This is a genomic window from Mycobacterium sp. AT1, assembly GCF_002043095.1.
Lineage (GTDB): Bacteria > Actinomycetota > Actinomycetes > Mycobacteriales > Mycobacteriaceae > Mycobacterium.
Window position 1 is genome coordinate 68,352 of the sequence record NZ_MVOC01000028.1, and the last position, 21,440, is coordinate 89,791.

A 21,440-nucleotide genomic window follows, 5' to 3' on the forward strand; every position below is an offset into this window, starting at 1 on the left:
TTACCGCCTGGTGTTCCGCTTACCCGACGGCCTACCGGTGGGACGGCTCGGCTTGGCACCGGGTACCGGCTTCTCGGGGGCGGGGGTGGCCGCGACGGACACCTTCTCGGGCTCGGCATCGGTCACCGAGTCGACGGGATCCCCCGCCGAGTCCACCGGCGTCGAACTCCGGCCCTTGCGCCTGTTGTTCACCCGCCGGGTGTGTGCCTTGACCAACTCCGTCCGCTCCCGCATCGCCACCAAGAGCGGCGTTGCGAAGAAGATCGACGAATACGTGCCGACGACGACGCCGACCAGCTGCACCAACGCGAGGTCCTGCAGGGTGCCGACACCGAGCAACCAGACCGCCACGACGATCAGCGCGAGGATCGGCAGCACCGAAATCAAGCTGGTGTTGATCGACCGCATGAACGTCTGGTTGATCGCGAGGTTGGCCTGTTCGGCGAAGGTCCTGCGCGTGGTGTGTTCGAATCCGTGCACGTTCTCCTCGACCTTGTCGAACACGATGACCGTGTCGTACAGCGAGAAGCCGAGAATCGTCAGAAGACCGATCACCGTGGCTGGGGTGACCTCGAAGCCGACCAAGGAGTAGACCCCGGCCGTCACCAAGAGGTCGAACACCAGCGCCGCCAGCGACGCCGCCGCCATGTACCGCTCGTAACGAATCGCGATGTAGGCAGAGACGAGAACCAAGAAGACCACCAGCGCGATGAGCGCCTTCTTGGTGATCTGGCCGCCCCAGGTTTCCGAGACGTCGGAGCTGCTGACCTCGGCCTGGCTGGGTTGACCGTCGGCAGCCTTGGGCTGGAACGCCTCGAACAGCGCGGTGCGCAGTTTTTCGTTGTCCGGGTTGCTCAGCTTCTCGGTACGGATCTGGATCGTTGCCGAGGCACCGTTGCCCACCTGGACCACCGACTCGGGCGTGCCGCCGAGCGTCTTGTTGAAGACGTCCTCGACCTGCTGGGTCGTCACCTGACCCTGCATGCCCGCCGCGGGCATCGACACCTTGGTGCCGCCCTCGAAGTCGATGCCGAAGGTGAAACCGCGAATGGCGATGCTGACGAGGCAGACCAGGACGATCGCGCCACTGATGCCGAACCACAGCTTGCGCTTGCCGACCACGTCGAACGCGCCGGTACCCGTGTAGAGGCGGACGAAGAAATTGTGTCGAGGTGCGCCTGCGCCTGCCGTGCCCAGATCCTGGGCAGCCGAGTCGTCGAGTTCGACTGCAGCACCGTCGTCGGTCACGTCGTTCTTGGATTCATGCTTGGCCATGTCGCTACCGCCCTCCCGCTGACGTGGCGGCGGCTCGGCGTTCACGGGCAATCTGCTGCACCGCACCGAGGCCGTTGAATGCCGGCTTGGACAACGTCGCCGACTTGGATGCGAGGAACACCAGCGGCCAGGTCACCAGGAACACCACGACGACGTCGAGGATGGTGGTCAGGCCAAGGGTGAACGCGAAGCCCTTGACCTGTCCGACGGCGAGCACGTAGAGCACCGCGGCGGCCAGGAAGCTGACCGCGTTGCCGGACAGGATCGTCTTGCGGGCGCGGGCCCAGCCTCGTGGCACGGCCGACCGGAAGGAACGGCCCTCCCGGATCTCGTCCTTGATGCGTTCGAAGAACACCACGAACGAGTCGGCGGTGGTGCCGATGCCGATGATCAGACCCGCGATACCTGCCAGGTCGAGCGTGTAACCGATGTACCTGCCGAGCAGCACCAGGATCGCGTAGACCATCGCGCCCGAGGCCACCAGCGACAGCGCCGTCAGCAGTCCCAGCACGCGGTAATACAGAAGCGAATACAGCAGCACCAGCCCAAGGCCGATCGCACCGGCGATGAGACCAGCCCGAAGCGACGTCAGCCCGAGGGTTGCCGAGACGGTGTCGGCCTCGGAGGACTCGAACGACAGCGGCAACGAGCCGTACTTGAGCACGTTGGCGAGCTCACGGGCCGAGTCCTGGGTGAAGTTGCCGGTGATCTGGGTGCGCCCGCCGGGAATCGCCTCGTTGATCTGCGGGGCGCTGACCACCTGCGAGTCGAGGGTGAACGCGGTCTGCGTGCCCACGTTGGCTGCGGTGAAGTTGGCCCAGATGTCGGAGCCCTCGCCCTTGAACTGCAGGTCGACGACGTACTCGCCGCGCTGCTGGTCAAGGCCGGAGGACGCGCTCTCGATCTGCTCGCCGCTGATGATCGACTTGTCGAGCAGATACACCTCCTTGTGGTCCTGCGAGCAGGTCACCAGGGGGAGGTTGGGGTCGTCGTTTCCGGCGAGGATGTCCTCGTCGTTGCAGCGAGTGGCCTGGAACTGCAGAGCCAGGAGCTGGATCTGCTGATCGGCGCTCTGCCGCAGCGCCTTCTCGTCGGAGATGCGTTGCGCCAGATCCGCACCCTTGGGGTTGGGATTGGGCGCGGCAGGACCGCCGGGAGCGGGCGCGCCGGGTGCCGGTGCAGGTCCTGGCGTCGGTGCGGGCGTGGGCGCCGGTTCCTCGGGATAGGGCCGCGGCTGGGGTGCGGGTTCGGCGGGTGCCGGTTCGCCGGCGGGTGGCGCGGTTACCCCAGCGCCGTCCTGGCTGGGCGGCACGATCGGAGCGCCCGGCTCCGCAGGTGAGATCAGGGGCGGCATGCCCGGCGGCATCCCCGGCTGACCAACGGGAGCTCCCGGCAAGCCACCGGGTGCTCCTGGTGCGCCGACCGGCGCTTGACCTGCCGGCGGTGGCGTCTGTCCCGCGGGGATGGCGTGGATGACGGGGCGGATGTACAGCCGCGCCGTTTGGCCGAGGTTGCGGGCCTCGTTGCCGTCGTTGCCCGGCACGGTGATGACGAGGTTGTCGCCGTCGACGACGACCTCGGAGCCGGAGACGCCGAGCCCGTCGACGCGGGAGGTGATGATCTCCTGCGCCTGCAGGAGGGACTCACGAGTTGGTCGGGTGCCGTCCGGGGTGCGGGCGGTCAGGGTTACGCGGGTGCCGCCCTGCAGATCGATGCCCAGCTTGGGCTTCGGTTGCTTGTCTCCGGTCAGAAACACCAGCAGATATGCACCGATGAGTAGAACCAGAAAAAGCGTCAGGTAACGGTAGGGATGCACCGGCGCCGAAGGCGATGCCACGTTCTTGGTTCTCCTCAGATCGGTACGTCAACCCGCAAAGAGTACGTGGTTGCGCTGTGTGCTCAGCCGTCAGTCTTTGGTGAGACGGTCCGGGTCGGACTTGACCTCGGTGCCGGCGCCGGGTCGGTCGAGTTCCTGAGCCGTCGACTCCTCGGCCACGACGGTGTCGTCGTCCTCGTACTCGTCGGCGTCGTACTCGTCCTCGTCGACCACGGTCTTTTCCTTGACGGCGAGCTTCAGCATGGTGACCACGACGCCGGGGGCGATCTCGACGTCGACCTTGGAATCGGAGACGGCGGCGATGGTGCCGTAGAGCCCGGCCGTGGTCATGATCTCGTCGCCGACCGCCAGCGAGTCGTGCAGGTTGATGGTCGCCTGCATGGCCTTCTTTTGCCGACGTGACGCGAAGAACATGAACGCGCCCATGACGACGAGCAGTGGGACGAAGATGGCGAGATCCATGTCAACTCTGACTTTCGTATCGATTTCGGTCATGGCTCCCCGGAACGGATGCAATTACACGGGGGCCTAGTCACCGACCAGTGTGCCATTACCGCGACCGTCCGCCGACCTGCCCCGTCACGACGTCAGGGCAGTTAGTGCCGCTAACCGCTCATTCCGTCGCACCGAGCGCCGCGCAGCACCGAAAGCGTCAGAAATGTGGTCCCTTGGGCACGAATCCGAGCGTCGGATTGCGCACATGCCGAGGTTTCCGTTCGCGTCGTCCGTAGCGGCGACTAGGCTTTGCCCTGACGTTTCGACGTCTCCTCCCCCTCTTCGTTTGCAGGAGTCATGACGTGAGCACCATCGAACAGAGCCGCCACCTCGCCACCGCGATCCCCGGCCCCAAGTCCTCGGCGTTGATCGCCCGCAAGTCCGGCGCCGTTGCTCGTGGCATCGGCAACACGATGCAGGTCTACGCCGCCCGTGCAGGTGGCGGCATCGTCGAAGACGTCGACGGCAACCGGCTCATCGACCTGGGGTCCGGCATCGCCGTCACCACGGTCGGAAACGCCTCCCCTCGCGTCGTCGAGGCCGTCGCCGCCCAGGCCAAGGCGTTCACCCACACCTGCTTCATGGTCACCCCCTACGAGGGGTACGTCGCCGTGTGCGAGCAGCTCAACCGGCTGACCCCCGTGGCAGGCGAGGCGCGGTCGGCGCTGTTCAACTCGGGTTCGGAAGCCGTCGAGAACGCGGTCAAGATCGCGCGCACCTACACCGGCAAGCAGGCCGTCGTCGCGTTCGACCACGCCTACCACGGCCGGACCAACCTGACGATGGCCCTGACCGCCAAGTCGATGCCCTACAAGCACGGTTTCGGTCCGTTCGCGCCCGAGGTCTACCGCGCGCCGATGTCCTACCCCTACCGCGACGCGGAGTTCGGCAAGGAGATGGCGACCGACGGCGAGTTGGCCGCCAAGCGGGCCATCAACGTCATCGACAAGCAGGTGGGTGCCGCCAACCTGGCCGCGATCATCATCGAGCCGGTCCAGGGCGAGGGCGGGTTCATCGTTCCCGCCGAGGGCTTCCTGCCGACCCTGCTCGACTGGTGCCGCAAGAACGACGTGGTGTTCATCGCCGACGAGGTGCAGTCGGGGTTCGCCCGAACGGGTGCGATGTTCGCCTGCGAGCACGACGGCGTCGAACCCGACCTCATCGTCACCGCCAAGGGCATCGCCGACGGACTGCCGCTGGCGGCAGTGACGGGCCGCGCCGAGATCATGGACGCCCCTCACGTCGGCGGCCTGGGAGGCACCTACGGCGGAAACCCGATCGCCTGCGCCGCCGCCCTTGCGACGATCGAGACGATCGAGAGCGAGGGCATGGTCGCCCGCGCCCGCGATATCGAGGCCTTCATGAAGGAGCGCCTCGGGCGGATGCAGGCCGACGACGACCGTATCGGTGACGTGCGCGGCCGCGGCGCGATGATCGCCGTCGAGTTGGTCAAGTCCGGCACCAACGAGCCGGACGCGGAGCTGACCAAGGCCCTGTGCGCCGGGGCGCACGCGGCCGGAGTGATCGTATTGTCTTGTGGCACTTACGGAAACGTGCTTCGCTTCCTTCCGCCGCTGACGATCGGTGACGAACTGCTCGAGGAAGGTCTCGACGTACTCGCTCTGGTCCTCAAAGACCTCTGACCATGACGACGGTCAAGAACTTCATCGGCGGGGAACTCGTCGACTCGGTGAGCGGCGCGACGATGCCGTTGGTCGACCCCACCACCGGTGAGCGGTACGGCACTGCGCCCGTGTCCAACCAGCAGGACGTCGACGACGCCTACGCCGCGGCGGCGAAGGCGTTCAAGGACTGGAAGCGCACCACCCCGTCGGTTCGACAGAAGGCACTTCTGGACTTCGCCGACGAGGTGGAACGCGCGGCCGACGACCTGGTCGCTGCCGAGGGCCGCAACACCGGCAAGCCGGACCACGTCACCAGGGCGGAAGAGATTCCGCCGATGGTCGACCAGATTCGGTTCTTCGCCGGTGCCGCAAGGATTCTCGAAGGCAAGTCGGCCGGCGAGTACATGCCGGACCACACGTCGTGGATCCGGCGCGAGCCCGTCGGCGTGGTCGGTCAGGTGGCACCGTGGAACTACCCGATGATGATGGCGGTCTGGAAGTTCTGCCCGGCGTTCGCGGCGGGCAACACCGTCGTCATCAAGCCCAGCGACACGACGCCCGTGACCACCGTCATGCTCGCCGAGTTGGCGGCCAAGCACTTCCCGCCCGGGGTGCTGAACGTCGTGACCGGTGACCGGGTCACCGGTGCCTCCGTCGTCGCCCACCCGACCCCGGCAATGGTGTCGATCACCGGGTCGGTGGCGGCGGGCCGAGCGGTCGCCGTCAGCGCCGGCGGCCACCTGAAGCGCACCCACCTCGAACTGGGCGGCAAGGCACCGGTCATCGTGTTCGGCGACGCCGACCTCGCCGCGGCGGCCGAAGGCATCGCGTCGGCCGGCTACTTCAACGCCGGGCAGGACTGCACCGCGGCCACCAGGGTGCTCGCGCATGCCTCGGTCGTCGACGAGCTGACCGCGGCGCTCGCCGAGCAGGCCGGCAAGGCCTTGACCACGTTCGGGCGAGCCGCCGGCGACGAGGATGCCTGGGTGCCACCGGTCAACAACGTCGACCAGATGGAACGCGTACTCGGCTTCTTCGACGACGTGCCCGACCACGCCACCGTCGCGGCCGGCGGACATCGGCAGGGCGACACGGGCTTCTACGTCGCCCCGACCGTCATCGGCGGCGTAAGGCAGGACGACCGGCTGGTTCGGACCGAGGTGTTCGGACCCGTCATCACGGTGCAGTCATTCGCCGACGAGGACGACGCCCTCGAGAAGGCGAACGGCGTGGAGTTCGCGCTCGCGTCATCGGTCTGGACGAAGGACGTGTCCACCGCCGTTCGCGTGTCCAACGCCCTGGACTTCGGGTGCGTGTGGATCAACACCCACATTCCGCTCGTCGCGGAGATGCCGCACGGCGGATTCAAGTCGTCGGGACACGGCAAGGATCTGTCGATGTACGGCCTCGAGGACTACACCCGCATCAAGCACGTGATGGTCTACACCGGATAGTTCGGCGCTACCGACCGACGAGGGTGTCTTCCTGGCCGCGGCGCTTGAACCGGTCCCGCCAGCTGCGCCGCGGAACGTTCCCGCCGTACGTATGGCTCGTAGGCGTCGGCCCGGTCGCGGGGAGCATCGTCGTGGTCGGCTGATTGCCGGCGTCGACGTGCTCGACACGGTCGGCGGTGGCCACCCGTTGGGCGTAGTCGACGTCACGCACGCTGCGCACGGACAACCGTCCCAGCCCCATTGCGCCGAGGAAGATGATCAGCGCCCCGAGACCGTAGAAGTACGTCAGCTCCAACCAGGCCGCCTTGATGTCGTTGTCCGCGACCGGACGCCCGATCTCGCCGATGGTCAAGGTCGTCGCCATCACGCGCCCGATGACGAACCACGCGCCCGCGACGACGCTGAGCCATCCGCCGAGCATCGCAGTGGCACGGTTGCGGGAGCGCACCAGAAGCAAGCCGCCGATGACGGCGACGACACCCGGAAGCACCTCGAGCCAGCCTCGGGGGCTGCTCCACTCCGAGCCCTGGTCGGGGTTGTACGCAAAGTCGAACGCGGGCCCGACGAACGGCACCAACGCACCCCACAGACCCAAGACGACGATCAGCAACCCGCTACCCGCACCACGGCTGCGGGGGATGCGCATCCTTCCGCCGTGCACCGCATCGTCCGAAACGACCCGTGACATGTCGACCTCCTCTTTAGCCGCAGGAGTACCCAAGTTCTCGACGACCTAACGAGTTGGTCGCCGGCGAATGTTCTTGGCGACCCCAGCGAAGGTAGCTCTGCGCGAGACGACGGCACATCGGTCCCGGTACCCGCCCCTGGCTGCGGGTCGTCACGATGTCGTCGGGACCGTGGCGGCAACGCCGCATCCGTTCGCCACCATGCGCGATTCGTGGACCGCCAGCAATCCGCCGGTCACGACGGGTCCATCGGGGTACCGTCCGCCCGCCAATCCGCCGGCAGTATCTCGTCGACCTCCGGCAAACTGTCCCTCGTTCTTGTACGATCCGGCTGGGGAGTTCGTCACGTGAGCTGAGACAACGCCGTGACGGCCGAGGCACTCGAACGGCAAGGGCGAACAGGCAAAGTGGACTGGATGTGTCGCTGGTGGCGGCAGCCCGATCACTACCAGTGGCTGTCTGCGTATCTGGCCGTCCGCAACCTCCAACGGTTCACCCGTCACATGATGGCGACCATCGTCTTCTCTCTGGGCGTCGTGCCGGTGCTGATGTTGTTCACGCCCGCAGGCCCGCAGGCCACCGCCGCCAGGGTGGCCTCGATCGTCATCGCCGTGGGTTGTGCGGTGATGGCGGCACTGTGGTTGGCGAGGTGGCCCAATCGGAGCCAGTCCGCCGCCTTCGTCGTCGTCGCCAACGTCTTCATCGCCGCGACCTGCCTAGTCGGCGGCCGACCGGGCACCGGAATCCAGGGTGCGACCGTCTTTGCCGCGCTCGCCGGATACGTCGCCTTCTTCCACACCGCCCGATATCTGGCGTTGACTCTGGCGGCCGCCGTTGGCACCGCGCTTGCCTGCGCCGCGGAGATCGCGAGCGAAGGGGATCTCCCCTTGGCCGCCAGCAAGCTGCTGGTCCTCGGCATCACCATCTTCGCCGTGCCGTTCTGCGTCCAGGTGCTGGTCCACACCCTGGGCATCGACGCGCTCAATTCGGACATCGACCCCCTCACGGACCTGCCCAATCGACGAGCGTTCAGACGGTCGGTCCGAATCCTTGCCGCCGAGTCGAGCCGAGACGGCGCGGCCCATCTAACCGTGGTGATGGTCGACCTCGACGACTTCAAGCGCATCAACGACACCGCCGGGCACGCGGCTGGCGATCAGACCCTGGTCGTGGTCGGCGGCATCCTGCGGCACATCCGCCGCGGCGACTCCATCGCCGCGCGAATCGGTGGCGAGGAGTTCGTGGTCGCGGTGTCAGGCGATCGCAAGGACGCCATCGGCCTCGCCGAGCGGATCCGCCGGGAGATCGCCCAGGCACCAACGCGGGTCACCGCCAGCATCGGCGTGGCCAGCGCGTCGCTCTACCGCGTCCCGTCGCGAGACCTCATCACGCACGTGGACTGCCTGGTCGAATCGGCGGATCGGGCGATGTACCGGGCCAAGCGGTCGGGTGGCAACCGCATCCACGTCGTCGGCCACCCCCAGGAGACCTACGTCGAGAAGCCGATGGCGAGCAGTGCGACGGCCACCAACGGCAACGCTCCCTGGGTCACGGCGGAGCGTGCCTTGTCCGGAGCGGACGCCAGGAGCACGGCGGCCGCGGCCAACATCGATCCGACACCGGCGAAGAGCAGCGCAGCGCCGACCCGCGTGCCACCGGAGATCGTGAATGCCACCCCGACGAAGGTGACGATCGCCAAGAAGAGGTTGTAGAAGCCCTGGTTGAAGGCCATCAGCTTGGTGGTCTCGGCTTCCTCGGCCGACGTGCCGAAGGTTGCCCGGGTGCGCGGCGCCGTCCACCGGAACGATTCCAGAATCCAGATGTAGACGTGCAGTAGGGCGGCCAGTCCCGCGAAGATCACACCGGCAATGATCATGTTTTTCGTTGAATCCGTTCGGTCGGCTAGTCGTAGAGGGCTTGTTGCCCGAGGCCCATCACGCCGCTGGGCGGCGTCATGCCCAGATGCATCCAAGCTTGAGCGGTCGCCACGCGGCCACGCGGGGTCCGCGCAATCATGCCCGCCCGCACCAGAAACGGCTCACACACCTCTTCGACCGTCGTCGCCTCTTCGCCAACGGCGACCGCAAGCGTCGACACACCCACCGGGCCACCGCCGAAACTGCGGGTCAACGCCGTCAATACCGCCCGGTCGAGCCGGTCAAGCCCGAGCTCGTCGACGTCGTAGACCGCGAGTGCCGCCTTCGCGACGTCGCGGGTGATGATGCCGTCCGCGCGGACTTCGGCGTAGTCGCGCACCCGGCGCAACAGCCGGTTGGCGATCCGTGGCGTGCCACGCGAACGCCTGGCGATCTCCGAGGCGGCATCGGCACCGACCCCGATGCCGAGGATCCCCGCCGAACGCACCAGCACCCGTTCCAGTTCGGCGGGCTCGTAGAAGTCCATGTGCGCGGTGAACCCGAAGCGGTCCCGAAGCGGACCCGTGAGCGCCCCCGATCTGGTGGTCGCACCGACCAGCGTGAACGGTGCGACCTCGAGCGGAATGGACGTGGCGCCCGGGCCCTTCCCGACGACGACGTCGACGCGGAAGTCCTCCATGGCGAGGTACAGCATCTCCTCGGCGGGCCGGGCGATCCGGTGGATCTCGTCGATGAACAGGACGTCGTGCTCGACCAGGTTCGACAACATCGCGGCCAGGTCACCGGCGCGCTCCAGCGCCGGGCCCGAGGTGAGGCGCAACGACGTGCCGAGCTCGGCCGCGATGATCATGGCCAGAGACGTCTTGCCGAGCCCGGGCGGCCCCGACAGCAGGATGTGGTCGGGGGTGCCACCGCGGTTCTTGGCTCCCTCGAGGACCAACTGCAGCTGCTCGCGAACCCGCGGTTGGCCGATGAACTCGTTGAGTGTGCGGGGTCGCAGGCTGGCGTCGACGTCGCCCTCCCCGACCGTCAGCGCGGCGGACACCTCGCGGTCGGTGGTGTCTTCGTGTTCGTCGGAGTCGAAGCGGCCCACGTGCTAATTCTTCCCCAGCGTCGACAAGGCGGCACGCAGCGCGCTCGATGTCGTGACCTCGGGATCCGCCGCGAGCACCTTGTCGGTGGCGTCCTCGGCCTGTTTGATCGGAAAGCCGAGCCCGACAAGGGCTTCGACGACGAGCCCGCGGATGGCGTGACCACCGACGGCGGTGGTGCCGCCGGCCGTGACGACCGACCCGATCTTGTCCCGCAACTCGAGGACCATGCGCTCGGCGCCGCGCTTGCCGATGCCGGGCACCCTCGTCAGTGCGGTGACGTCGCCGTCGGCCAACGCCTGCCGCAGGGCCTGGGCGTCATAGACGGCCAGCGTGGCCAGACCGATCTTCGGGCCGACGCCGGAGACGGAGAGCAGGATGGTGAACAGGTCTCGCGATTCGGCGTCGGCGAACCCGTACAGCGTCATCGAGTCCTCGCGCACGATCATCGCGGTGATGAGCCGTGCCTCGGTACCGCGTCGCAACGTCGCCAGCGTGGTCGGCGTCGTCATCACCTTGTATCCGACCCCGGCAGCTTCGATGACGGCGTGGTCGAGGGCGATGTCGAGGACCTCGCCGCGCACCGAGGCGATCACGTGGCCGCCTTCAGCTTGGCCTTGTACTTTCGGCGCTGTTCGGCCGCCATCGCCTCGGCCTCGGCCATCCTGGCGATCATCGGCGCCCGCCAGCAGTGACAGATGGCGAGCGCCAGCGCGTCGGCGGCGTCGGCAGGCGTCGGCTTGGCTTGCAGCGCAAGGATTCTGGTGACCATCTCGGTGACCTGCGCCTTGTCTGCGCGCCCGTTTCCGGTGACGGCCGCCTTGACCTCGCTTGGCGTGTGGAAGTGGACGTCGATGTCACGCCTGGCGGCGGCAAGGGCGATGACTCCGCCCGCCTGCGCGGTGCCCATCGCGGTGTTCGCGTTGTTGTTGGCGAAGACCCGCTCGATCGCGAGCACGTCCGGCCGGTGGGTGTCGAGCCAGTGCTCGACGGTGTCGCTGATGGTCAGTAGCCGCATCTGCAGCGGTTGGTCCGACGGGGTGCGGACGACGTCGACGTCCAATGCGATCACCTGTCGACCGCGGCCGCTCTCGATGACCGAGAGCCCGCATCTCGTCAGCCCAGGGTCGACGCCCATCACCCGCACTGCGACTCCCTTGCGACGAATGCCGCCCGTGGTACGAACAGCTGTTCGATACCTTAGTGGTCCGCACCGACGTTGGCGGTTAGGGACACGCCCGGCGTCAGCGTCGTGCCGCGATACCGGGCGCCGAGGACGCGACCGACGGCACGCAGCGGCTCGGCGTCGCGCAGACTGCGCGCCAGGATGAACGCGCCCTCCAGTGCGCCGACCACCGTGATCGTCAGATCGCGGGCGGCCGTCGGCGGGATGCCCCGCGACGCGAAGTACGCGGTGCCGCCGTCGAGCCAGCCGGTGAAGACGGCCGCGGTCGCGTGGCGCAGCTCCTCCACCGTGTCGGCGACCTCGGCTGCGACGGTCCCCACAGGGCACATGTTCGCGAACCCGGTCTCGGCCATGTCCGTCGCGGCCTGCGCGAACACCGATTCGACGGCCTCCCCGAGGTCGTCGTGCGGCGCGACCAGCGTGGGGATCAGGAGGCCGTAGGCGGCGCCTGCGGCGACGAGTGCCTCTCGCGCGATCTGCGTCTTGCCGCCGGGAAAGTGGTGATAGATGGAGCCGATCGGCGCGCCGGACGCCGCGACGACGTCCTTCATGCCGACGGCGCCAAAACCCTTGACGCGCATCAACTCCGCGGTCGCGGTGAGAATCGACTCCCTGGTTGACCTTGCCAACGTCGCCTCCTCAAGACACACTAGAGCATACGTTCTAGAATGGTCGTTCTAACAGGGTGGCTCAGATGAAATCGGTCGACGTGACGGCGGGGACCCTCGAGTACCGAGACGAAGGCGACCCCACCGGTCCCCCGGTCGTATTGCTGCACGGCCTCCTGATGAACGACAGCCAGTGGGACTTGGCGCTCCCCCTGCTGCCCGCCGGCCACCGCTACCTGCTGCCCGTGCTGCCCTTCGGTGGCCACCGCGTGCCGATGCGAGACGACGCCGACCTCACGATGCCCGGCATGGTGAACCTGGTCGCCGACTTCCTCGACGCACTCGACCTGACCGACGTCGACCTGGTCGTCACCGACTGGGGCGGACCGCTGTTCCTCACCGACATCGGCCGGGACGACCGAGTGGGCAGGATGATCATCTGCCCGTCGGAGGCCTTCGAGAACTTTCCACCGGGACTTCCCGGCAAGGTCACCTGGGTGGCTACCCGTAGCCCATTGACGGTGTCGATCGCGATGCGGATGCTCGCCGTCGGCTGGCTGCGACGGCGGTACCTCGTCTTCGGCATGATGGCCAAGAAGCCGATTCCGCAGTCCATCGTCGACCACTGGTTCGGCAACGCGTTGCAGCACACTGCCCTTCGGCGCGACGTCATCAGGTACGCACGATCCCGGTTCGTCAAGAGCGAGCTGGTGCGGGCCACCGAGAGCCTGGCCCGCTTCGACGGCGACGTCCTGGTGCTGTGGAGCCACAACCCGGTGATGCCCGACTGCCATGCCCGCAGACTGGCCGACCTCACCAACGCCACCCTGCGCTACGTCGACGACGCACACGTGCTGATCATGCTCGACCAACCCGAACAGACCGCCAGGGAGATCGGCGCATTCCTCTCTCGGGGCTAGCTTGGAGAGGTGACCGTTCTCGACTCCCCCATCCCACGCTTCCATCTGGCCATCCCCGTCGACGACCTCGACGCCGCATGCCACTTCTACGGCACCATGCTGCAACTCGAGCAGGGCCGCAGCGCGGAATCGTGGGTCGACTGGAACCTGCACGGTCACCAGCTCGTCACCCATCTGACTCCCGTCGGGCCGGCCGGCGCGCACAATCCCGTCGACGGCCACGACGTGCCGGTGCCCCACTTCGGACTGCTGCTGTCCGTCACCGAGTTTCACCGGCTCGCCGAACGGCTACGAGGCAACCACACCGAGTTCGTCATCGAGCCGTACCTGCGCTTCGAGGGCAAACCCGGCGAACAGTGGACGATGTTTCTCCGCGACCCGGCTGGAAACGCGTTGGAGTTCAAGGCTTTCGCCGATGATTCACAGGTCTTTGCGACGGAGGGACACAACTGATGCGCGTAGTCATCGCCGGCGGACACGGCAAGATAGCCCTGATCCTCGAAAAGCTGCTCGCCGAACGCGGCGACTCGGCGGTGGGCCTGATCCGCAACCCCAAGCAGTCGGGTGACCTCGAGGCCGTTGGCGCGGAGGCCGTCGTCGTCGACCTGGAGAACGCCACGGTCGACGAGGTCGCCGGTCATCTCAACGGCGCGGACGCCGTGGTGTTCGCCGCGGGCGCGGGGCCGGGCAGCGGGATCGACAGGAAGACCACGGTCGACCGCGACGCCGCCATCCTGCTGGCCGACGCCGCCGAGGCAGCGGGAGTCGGCCGCTACCTGATGGTTTCCGCCATGGGGGCCGACGAGCCTGCCTCGGGCGAGGATCCGGTCTTCACCGCATATCTCGCGGCCAAGGCGGCCGCCGACGACGCGGTGCGGCGACGGTCCGGGCTCAACACCACCGTCGTCCGGCCCGGCGGCCTCACCGACGACCCGGCCACGGACCGCGTGCGCGTCGCAGAGTCGACGGGACGCGGAACCATCCCGCGCGCCGACGTCGCGGCGATGCTGGTGGCGCTTCTCGACGCACCCGCGACCGGCGGGGTGACGTTCGAACTGATCTCCGGCGACATGTCGATCGCGGAAGCCGTCGCCGTTCTGACGCCCTAGCGGTCAGTCCTCGTCGAGCTGGGCGGCGACCTCGTCGGAGATCTCTACGTTGGTCCAGACGTCCTGCACGTCGTCGCTGTCCTCGAGTGCGTCGACCAACTTGAGGACCTTGCGCGCCCCCTCGACGTCGACCGGTACCGACACCGACGGCTGGAAGCTGGCGTCGGCGGAGTCGTATTCGATGCCGGCGTCCTGCAGCGCCGTGCGGACGGCAACCAGGTCGGTGGGCTCGGAGACGATCTCGAAGGTGTCGCCGTGGTCGACGACGTCCTCGGCACCTGCGTCGAGGACCGCCGTCAAGACGTCGTCCTCGGACAGGCCGTTCTTCTCCAGCGTCACCACACCCTTGCGGGTGAACAGGTATGACACCGATCCCGGGTCGGCCATGTTGCCGCCGTTGCGGGTCATCGCAATGCGCACCTCGCTGGCCGCGCGGTTCTTGTTGTCGGTGAGGCATTCGATCAGCACTGCCACGCCGTTGGGCCCGTAGCCCTCGTAGGTGATGGGCTGCCAGTCGGCGCCGCCCGCCTCTTCGCCGCCACCGCGCTTGCGGGCCCGTTCGATGTTGTCGTTGGGGACCGAGGTCTTCTTCGCCTTCTGGATGGCGTCGTACAGCGTCGGGTTGCCCGACGGGTCACCGCCGCCGGTCCGGGCCGCCACTTCGATGTTCTTGATCAGCCGCGCAAATTCCTTGCCGCGGCGCGCATCTTTGACAGCCTTCTGGTGCTTGGTGGTGGCCCACTTGGAATGGCCGCTCATGCAGGTACTGCTCGCTTTCGAATGTCTCGGCTCAACGGAGAAGTCTGATCGTCGAGTCTACGTGGACGTTGGGGGCTCCCGGGATGGCCTCGCCTGGTTGCGCTCGACGAGCACGCGGGTCCGACATTTCCGGGATTTCATACACAGTGGGCGATTCATCCACAGATCGGTTCTGACCTGCCATTTTCTGCCGACATGGGTCAAGGTCCAGCCCTAAAATCGAAAGCATGTTCGACTTCTTGGTCGCCGCCACGACCGGCACATCCGGGGCTACGGCCGTCGATGCCTGGACCCGAGTAGAGAACGCCGCCTGCGCCCGACGGTTGACCGCGATGCTCACCATCCTCGATCGCGCGTACGCCGCCTCGGACTCCGCCAACCGAGACCAGTGGTGCCTGGACAACTGGGATGCGGTCATCGCCGAGATCGGCGCCACCCAGCGGACGCCCAAAGGCGTCACCGAAGGCTTCCTGCTCACCGCCCTCGCGCTGCGCGACCGCTTCCCTGGGGTCGCCGCCGTGTTCGCCGACGGGCTCATCACCTACGCCATGGCCCGGCTGATCATCACCCGTGGAGCCCTCATCCGCGACGCCGACGCACTCCACACCGTCGACGCCGCCATCGCCACTGCCCTGCGGTCAGGGCATTCGATGTCGCTGCATGAAGCCGCAAGGACCCTCGACGCGCTGATCGCCCAGCACGACCCGCACGCCGAACACCGCACCCGCACCAAGGCCCGCGACCGATCCGTCGACGTGGTGGTCGACGACGCCACCGGACTGGCACGAGTGTTCGCGACCCTGTTCACCCACGACGCACATGCCTTCGATGCCCGCATCGACGCACTCGCCCGCACCGTCTGCTCCGACGACCCTCGCACCCTCGACCAACGCCGCGCCGACGCCATCGGCGCCCTCGCCCATGGCAACGACCGACTGGCCTGCCTCTGCGACGCCACCGGCTGCCCCGCGGGTGGGAATCCACCCTCGACGGGGGTGGTGGTCTACGTCATTGCGAGCGCGGACACGGTCAATCCACCGGCCACCGAGCCGGACCCCACGCCAGAGCCCGAGCCCGAGCCCGACGATGCCCCCGATCTCAGTGGGGACAGCGAGCCCACCGAAACCCCCACTGCCGGAGCAGAATGCGAAGCACTCGACGGCGAACCCCCGGCACTGTTCACCACGCCGCTGCGCGAGCTCACCCTGACCGAGGCCCTCACCCCCGCCCCGGAATTCTTCGCCGGCATCCGACCCGCAGCCATGATGGGCGGGCATCTACTACCCGGCTCGATCGCCTGCCGCGCCGCCATCGGCGCCACCGTCATCCCGATCGCGCACCCCGGACTGGCCCCACCCGAACCGCAGTACCGACCGTCGAAGAAGCTAGCCGCCTTCGTCCGCAGCCGCGACCAAACGTGCCGCTTCCCGGGCTGCCACCGGCCGGCCACCACCGCCGACATCGACCACACCATCGCGTGGCCCTACGGCAAGACACAAGCATCCAACCTGAAATGTCTATGCCGCCGACATCATCTCCTGAAGACGTTTTGGGGTGGTGAGAATGGTTGGCGCGACAGGCAACTCGACGACGGCACGATCGTCTGGACCGCGCCTGACGGCCGAACGCACACCACCGCACCAGGCAGCCGAATCCTGTTCCCGGAACTCTGCGCACCCACCGCACCGGCGGTCACGGCCGGTAGACCCACCGCCCACACCGCGGGACTGACCATGCCGCGCCGCAAGACAACCCGCGCCCAAGACCGCGCCCGTCGCATCCACGCCGAACGGAAACTCAACAGAGAGGAGGCCGGACTATGAGAGGGAGTCGACGAAGAGGCGGTGCACGCGACGGTCGCCCGTCATCTCGGGGTGAAACGCCGTGGCGAGCGTGCGGCCCTGGCGTACCGCGACGGGATGTCCACCGGCCCGCGCCAGCACCTCGACCGACGGCCCGACCCGCTCGACCCACGGCGCCCTGATGAACACCGCGTGCATCGACCCGTCGAGACCGTCGAACGCGACGTCCTCCTCGAACGAGTCGACTTGGCGGCCAAAGGCGTTGCGCCGCACCGTCATGTCGATCCCGCCGAGGGGCAGCGCCTCGCGGCCCGGCACACCGGCGTCGGCGATCTCAGTGGCCAGCAGAATCATCCCGGCACACGACCCGTACGCGGGCATGCCGTCGGCCAACCGGGCCCGCAGCGGCTCCAACAACTCGAAGTCCCGAAGCAACTTGCTCATCGCCGTCGACTCGCCACCGGGAATCACCAGCGCGTCGACGGAATCCAGCTCCGCACGCCGCCGCACGGTGACCGCGTCGGCACCCGCTTCGGACAACGCGGCCAGATGCTCCCTGGTGTCACCCTGAAGGGCAAGGACACCGACGCGCACCGTCACGTGGCCGGCGGGGTGAAGTCGCGAACGTAGCGGGTCAACCCCTCCTGCATCACCGACGCGACCATCTCGCCGTACCGGTTGTACAGCTTGCCCTCCGTCAACGAACGGCCACCGCAGGCCGACGGCGAGGACTGGTCGTAGAGGAGCCACTCGTCGGCCCGGAACTGACGCATGAACCACATGGCGTGATCCAGCGAGGCGACCATGAGGTGCTTGCGCTCCTCGGGATGGTTGACCTGAGCCGAGCCGAGCAACGTCAGGTCGCTCAGGTACGCGAGCGCGCAGATGTGCAGCACCGGGTCGTCTGGCAGCGGGTCGCGATGCCGGAACCACACCTGCTGCTGCGAGGCCTTGCCAGGCAGGAAGTTCATCAGGTCGCGCGGCACGATCCGCACGTCCCACTCGTCGAACTGCCGGAAGCTGGCGTCGTCGAACACCCGGCTCGCCGACTTGAAGTCCGGGATGTCGTCCGGCGGCGGCGCCGCGGGCATGACGTCCTGGTGCTCGATGCCGCTCTGATCGGCCTGGAACGACGCCGACATCGAGAAGATCGTCTCGCCGTGCTGAATGGCGGTCACCCGGCGGGTGCAGAACGATCCGCCGTCGCGGATGCGTTCGACGGTGTACACCGACGGTGAGCGGGCGTCACCGCCCTTGAGGAAGTAGCCGTGCAGCGAGTGCACCTGAAACTTCGGGTCGACGGTGCGCACCGCCGACACCAGCGACTGACCGGCGACGTGGCCGCCGAAAGTGCGCTGCAGGAACCCGGATTCGGGGCTGAAGACGCCGCCTCGATAGATGTTGACCTCGATCTGTTCCAGATCGAGGATCTCTTCGATCGACACTTATCGTCCGCTCTTCGCGCAAGCGCTCATCGACCGGTCTACCAACCGCGCTCGGCGAGCCGATGAGGCTGCGCGATGTCCTCCACGTTGATTCCGACCATGGCCTCACCCAGTCCGCGCGACACCTTGGCCAGCACGTCGGGGTCGTCGAAGAAGGTGGTGGCCTTCACGATCGCCGCGCCGCGCTCCTCGGGGTTGCCCGACTTGAAGATGCCCGATCCGACGAAGACGCCCTCGGCGCCCAGCTGCATCATCATCGCGGCGTCGGCCGGGGTGGCGATGCCACCGGCGGTGAACAGCGTCACGGGCAGCTTGCCGGCCCGCGCCACCTCGACCACCAGGTCGTACGGCGCCTGCAATTCCTTGGCCGCGACGTACAGTTCATCCTCCGACAGGGAGGTCAACCGGCGGATCTCGCCGCCGATCTTGCGCATGTGCGTGGTCGCGTTGGAGACGTCCCCGGTGCCCGCCTCGCCCTTGGAGCGAATCATGGCCGCACCCTCGCTAATGCGACGGAGCGCTTCGCCGAGGTTGGTCGCACCGCACACGAACGGCACGGTGAACTTCCACTTGTCGATGTGGTTGGTGTAGTCGGCCGGGGTGAGCACTTCGGATTCGTCGACGTAGTCGACGCCCAGGCTCTGCAGGATCTGCGCCTCGACGAAGTGGCCGATGCGGGCCTTCGCCATGACCGGAATGGTCACCGCTTCGATGATGCCCTCGATCATGTCGGGGTCGCTCATCCGCGACACGCCGCCCTGCGCGCGGATGTCGGCGGGAACGCGCTCGAGCGCCATCACCGCGACGGCGCCTGCGGCCTCGGCGATGCGGGCCTGCTCGGGGGTGACGACGTCCATGATGACGCCGCCCTTGAGCATTTCGGCCATCCCGCGCTTGACCCGCGCGGTGCCTGTCAACGGTGTTTCAAGGGAATCCACGTCAATCTCCTCCAAATAAGTACGAAAACAGTCTAGTGGCCGGGCCAAATCGCTTTGATCCGCAGTTGGCTTCGGCCGTCATCTGATCGATTGCAGTTGTCTCGCAGGCCCGGTCGACCCAGGAGCGGCCATGGCGTTGGCCTCGGCGAGCAACTCTCCGAGCTGCAGCGGATACACCGTCTCGCCACCTTCGACCAGCTGAGCGATGGTGTCCTCGTCGCACCAGCGGTGCCCGTGGATGGTCCGGGTCTCCAAGGGGGTGAAACCCGTGGTCGACGGTTCGAACCTCAAGGTGCGGTAGACGAAGAACATCTCCTCGCTGCGGATCACCGAACCGTTGAAGTCGAAGACGGCGTCGCGTTTCCACACCGGTCCGATCAGGTCGGCCTTGCTGACGCGCAGCCCCGTCTCCTCGGCGAGTTCCCGCACCGCCGCGTCGGGAAGGGTCTCCCCTGGCTCGACTGCCCCGCCCACGGTGAACCACCAGCGTGGTGCCTTTTCGGTGGCCGGGTCGGAGCCGCAGAACAGCAGGACGTAGCCCAACTCGTCGAGCAGCACGATGCGGGCCGACGTGCGCCGGTAGACCTGCTGGCCGAAGGAGCGCTGGGCGGCGCGTTCGGCGATCTCGAAATAGGTTGGCATCGGGGCGGTTCCGCCGAGGTGCAGCCACCGCACGAGGGGGCGTTCGCGCAGCGCCAGGGTGTCGCGCACGGCGTCGTTGTGAAAACGCCGCCCGAGTAGCACGCGCGCCTCGGCGTCGGCCATCTCCGCGACGAGGGCCACGGGCAGCGACGTCGGGTCGACGGCCGCCAACGCCGTCGACAGCTCGTTCTCCGCGGCCTCCCTGGCGTTGCGCGGCGCCCGCTCGGCGGCGTCGGCCAGCGCGGCCAACTGCCTGCCCGCGGGGCCGTTGCCGTAGGCGTCGGTGGCCACGGCGCGGGCGACGACGGCGCGGCGGGCCAGGATGCCGTCGAGCGCCTGCCAGGACAGGTCGTATCGGACGTGCAGACGGTCCAGTCGGTGGGCGGTTTGGAACGCCCAGATACCGCCGACCAGCAGCACCACCGCCAAGAGGGCGAGGGCGACGACGACCAACCAGGTGATCACGCCATGTCCTTCGCCGCTTCGCGTTCGGCGGCCTTGGCGCTCGCCCTCGCGGCTCGGCGGCCCGGCGGCTTGCGGCTGCCGGTCGACTCCCCGTTGCCCGTCGTGCCTTCGACGCGGACCTTCACGCCTGCCCCCGCCACGGTTTCGTAGACCCGCAGGATCTCCTGCGCGACGACCGACCAGTCGTAACGGCGCACTGCCCTGCTCCCGGCCTCCACGTATTGCCGGCGTACGGCGTCGTCGCCGAGGACGTCGACGAGCGCCGCGGCCAGTGCCTCGGGGTTCTCGACCGGGACCAGACGTCCGGCCGCGCCGTCGTCGAGCACCCGTCGGAACGCGTCGAGATCGCTTGCCACCACGGCCGTACCGGCGGCCATCGCCTCGACCAACACGATGCCGAAGCTCTCCCCGCCGGTGTTGGGCGCGCAGTACACGTCGGCGCTGCGCATCGCCGACGCCTTCCCGGCGTCGTCGACCAGCCCCAAGAAGCGCAGGTGACCGGCCAGGTCGCCGGCTTCCTTGGCCAGCTCCTCCTCGTCGCCGCGGCCCACGACGAGGACTTCGAGGTCGGGGAACGACTCGACCATGGCGGGCAACGCCCGGAGCAGGACGGCCATCCCCTTGCGCGGTTCGTCGAACCGGCCGAGGAACAACACCGACCGGCCCGGCCGGGGGTAACCGTCAAGGACGGGGGCCGAGGCGAACGAGTCGACGTCGACGCCGTTGGGGATTTCGACGGCGTCGGAGCCGAGCGCCTCCATCTGCCAGCGCCTGGCGAGGTCGGACACCGCAATGCGGCCGACGATCTTCTCGTGCCAGGGCCGCAGGATGCCCTGAAAGACGCTGAGCGTCAACGACTTCGTGGTCGACGTGTGGAACGTCGCGACGATCGGCCCCTCGGCGATCATCAGCGCCAGCATCGACAGGCTCGGCGCGTTCGGTTCGTGAATGTGCAGCACGTCGAAGTCACCGTCGACTAGCCACCGCTTCACCATGCGATGGGTGGCGGGGCCGAACCGCAGCCGCGCGACCGATCCGTTGTACGGAATTGGGATCGCCTTGCCGCCGGAGACGACGTAGTCGGGCAGCGTCGCCCCCGGTGACGACGGCGCAAGGACGCTCACGTGATGCCCGTAGCCGCGCATCACCTCGGCGAGCTGAAGAACGTGCGCCTGCACACCCCCCGGCACGTCGAACGAGTACGGGCAGACCATCCCAATCCGCAT

Annotated in this window: 21 protein-coding genes and 1 pseudogene; 7 read left to right on the forward strand and 15 right to left on the reverse strand. The window is 67.7% G+C overall.

The features are described 5' to 3' along the window. The 3 genes from secF to yajC all read right to left on the reverse strand — a co-directional run bounded on the left by secF (position 1) and on the right by yajC (position 3,574). Complete coding sequence (gene secF, locus B1790_RS14060; protein WP_079923912.1) at positions 1-1,275, reverse strand: protein translocase subunit SecF; 1,275 nt, start codon at positions 1,273-1,275, stop codon at positions 1-3. Positions 1,276-1,279: 4 nt separating this feature from the next. Beyond that, positions 1,280-3,112, reverse strand: a complete 1,833-nt coding sequence (secD, locus tag B1790_RS14065; protein WP_079923845.1) for a protein translocase subunit SecD — start codon at positions 3,110-3,112, stop codon at positions 1,280-1,282. Positions 3,113-3,181: 69 nt separating this feature from the next. After that, complete coding sequence (yajC, locus tag B1790_RS14070) at positions 3,182-3,574, reverse strand: preprotein translocase subunit YajC (protein WP_079923846.1); 393 nt, start codon at positions 3,572-3,574, stop codon at positions 3,182-3,184. Between the two features lie 335 nt (positions 3,575-3,909). Between yajC and gabT the strand changes: the two genes are divergently transcribed. Next, positions 3,910-5,250 (forward strand): 4-aminobutyrate--2-oxoglutarate transaminase, encoded by a 1,341-nt coding sequence (gene gabT, locus B1790_RS14075; protein ID WP_079923847.1) that lies wholly within the window; start codon positions 3,910-3,912, stop codon positions 5,248-5,250. A gap of 2 nt (positions 5,251-5,252) precedes the next feature. Continuing rightward, positions 5,253-6,686 (forward strand): aminobutyraldehyde dehydrogenase, encoded by a 1,434-nt coding sequence (locus B1790_RS14080; protein WP_079923848.1) that lies wholly within the window; start codon positions 5,253-5,255, stop codon positions 6,684-6,686. A 7-nt stretch (positions 6,687-6,693) separates the two neighbouring features. Here B1790_RS14080 and B1790_RS14085 read toward each other — a convergent pair whose 3' ends face one another. After that, positions 6,694-7,374, reverse strand: coding sequence for a hypothetical protein (locus B1790_RS14085; RefSeq protein WP_079923849.1), 681 nt, complete (start codon positions 7,372-7,374; stop codon positions 6,694-6,696). A gap of 624 nt (positions 7,375-7,998) precedes the next feature. Here B1790_RS14085 and B1790_RS14090 point away from each other — a divergent pair. After that, positions 7,999-8,829, forward strand: a pseudogene (locus B1790_RS14090) (GGDEF domain-containing protein); the annotation flags it as partial. Positions 8,830-8,861: 32 nt separating this feature from the next. On the opposite strand, the gene B1790_RS14095 reads toward B1790_RS14090, so the two are convergent. From B1790_RS14095 to B1790_RS14115, 5 genes are read right to left on the reverse strand one after another with little or no spacing between them, the layout of a single operon-like run. Continuing rightward, positions 8,862-9,248 carry a DUF1304 domain-containing protein gene (locus tag B1790_RS14095; RefSeq protein ID WP_079923850.1) on the reverse strand — a complete coding sequence of 129 codons (387 nt, stop codon included), beginning with the start codon at positions 9,246-9,248 and terminating at the stop codon, positions 8,862-8,864. A 26-nt stretch (positions 9,249-9,274) separates the two neighbouring features. Further along, entirely contained in the window at positions 9,275-10,342 is a 1,068-nt protein-coding gene (ruvB, locus tag B1790_RS14100; protein ID WP_079923851.1) for a Holliday junction branch migration DNA helicase RuvB, read from the reverse strand. 3 nt (positions 10,343-10,345) lie between these two features. Beyond that, on the reverse strand, positions 10,346-10,936 hold the full coding sequence (gene ruvA, locus B1790_RS14105) for a Holliday junction branch migration protein RuvA (RefSeq protein WP_079923852.1): 591 nt from the start codon (positions 10,934-10,936) through the stop codon (positions 10,346-10,348). Continuing rightward, on the reverse strand, positions 10,933-11,487 hold the full coding sequence (gene ruvC, locus B1790_RS14110) for a crossover junction endodeoxyribonuclease RuvC (RefSeq protein ID WP_079923853.1): 555 nt from the start codon (positions 11,485-11,487) through the stop codon (positions 10,933-10,935). The genes ruvA and ruvC overlap by 4 nt, the downstream gene beginning before the upstream one ends. Before the next feature lie 53 nt (positions 11,488-11,540). Then, the gene (locus B1790_RS14115; protein ID WP_079923913.1) at positions 11,541-12,155 is read right to left on the reverse strand and encodes a TetR/AcrR family transcriptional regulator; all 615 of its coding nucleotides are present in this window, start codon (positions 12,153-12,155) and stop codon (positions 11,541-11,543) included. 65 nt (positions 12,156-12,220) lie between these two features. Between B1790_RS14115 and B1790_RS14120 the strand changes: the two genes are divergently transcribed. Genes B1790_RS14120 through B1790_RS14130 form a run of 3 tightly spaced genes read left to right on the forward strand, consistent with a single transcriptional unit; the run spans position 12,221 to position 14,163 of the window. Continuing rightward, on the forward strand, positions 12,221-13,054 hold the full coding sequence (locus B1790_RS14120) for an alpha/beta fold hydrolase (RefSeq protein WP_079923854.1): 834 nt from the start codon (positions 12,221-12,223) through the stop codon (positions 13,052-13,054). A 9-nt stretch (positions 13,055-13,063) separates the two neighbouring features. Continuing rightward, on the forward strand, positions 13,064-13,507 hold the full coding sequence (locus B1790_RS14125) for a VOC family protein (RefSeq protein ID WP_079923855.1): 444 nt from the start codon (positions 13,064-13,066) through the stop codon (positions 13,505-13,507). Continuing rightward, entirely contained in the window at positions 13,507-14,163 is a 657-nt protein-coding gene (locus B1790_RS14130) for an NAD(P)H-binding protein (RefSeq protein ID WP_079923856.1), read from the forward strand. Before B1790_RS14125 ends, B1790_RS14130 begins: the two co-directional genes overlap by 1 nt. Before the next feature lie 3 nt (positions 14,164-14,166). Here B1790_RS14130 and B1790_RS14135 read toward each other — a convergent pair whose 3' ends face one another. Next, positions 14,167-14,922 carry a YebC/PmpR family DNA-binding transcriptional regulator gene (locus tag B1790_RS14135; RefSeq protein ID WP_079923857.1) on the reverse strand — a complete coding sequence of 252 codons (756 nt, stop codon included), beginning with the start codon at positions 14,920-14,922 and terminating at the stop codon, positions 14,167-14,169. Positions 14,923-15,149: 227 nt separating this feature from the next. Between B1790_RS14135 and B1790_RS14140 the strand changes: the two genes are divergently transcribed. Next, positions 15,150-16,745, forward strand: a complete 1,596-nt coding sequence (locus tag B1790_RS14140) for an HNH endonuclease signature motif containing protein (protein ID WP_079923858.1) — start codon at positions 15,150-15,152, stop codon at positions 16,743-16,745. Here the strand turns inward: B1790_RS14140 and pdxT are convergent. From pdxT to B1790_RS14165, 5 genes are all read right to left on the reverse strand, one after another. After that, positions 16,740-17,324, reverse strand: coding sequence for a pyridoxal 5'-phosphate synthase glutaminase subunit PdxT (pdxT, locus tag B1790_RS14145; protein ID WP_079923859.1), 585 nt, complete (start codon positions 17,322-17,324; stop codon positions 16,740-16,742). The two genes, B1790_RS14140 and pdxT, sit on opposite strands and share 6 nt — an antisense overlap. After that, positions 17,321-18,169 carry an acyl-CoA thioesterase II gene (tesB, locus tag B1790_RS14150; protein ID WP_079923860.1) on the reverse strand — a complete coding sequence of 283 codons (849 nt, stop codon included), beginning with the start codon at positions 18,167-18,169 and terminating at the stop codon, positions 17,321-17,323. The genes pdxT and tesB overlap by 4 nt, the downstream gene beginning before the upstream one ends. A gap of 38 nt (positions 18,170-18,207) precedes the next feature. Beyond that, positions 18,208-19,107 carry a pyridoxal 5'-phosphate synthase lyase subunit PdxS gene (gene pdxS / locus B1790_RS14155; RefSeq protein ID WP_079923861.1) on the reverse strand — a complete coding sequence of 300 codons (900 nt, stop codon included), beginning with the start codon at positions 19,105-19,107 and terminating at the stop codon, positions 18,208-18,210. Positions 19,108-19,185: 78 nt separating this feature from the next. Next, positions 19,186-20,211 (reverse strand): NUDIX domain-containing protein, encoded by a 1,026-nt coding sequence (locus B1790_RS14160; protein ID WP_369832348.1) that lies wholly within the window; start codon positions 20,209-20,211, stop codon positions 19,186-19,188. Then, complete coding sequence (locus B1790_RS14165) at positions 20,211-21,440, reverse strand: glycosyltransferase family 4 protein (protein ID WP_079923863.1); 1,230 nt, start codon at positions 21,438-21,440, stop codon at positions 20,211-20,213. The genes B1790_RS14160 and B1790_RS14165 overlap by 1 nt, the downstream gene beginning before the upstream one ends.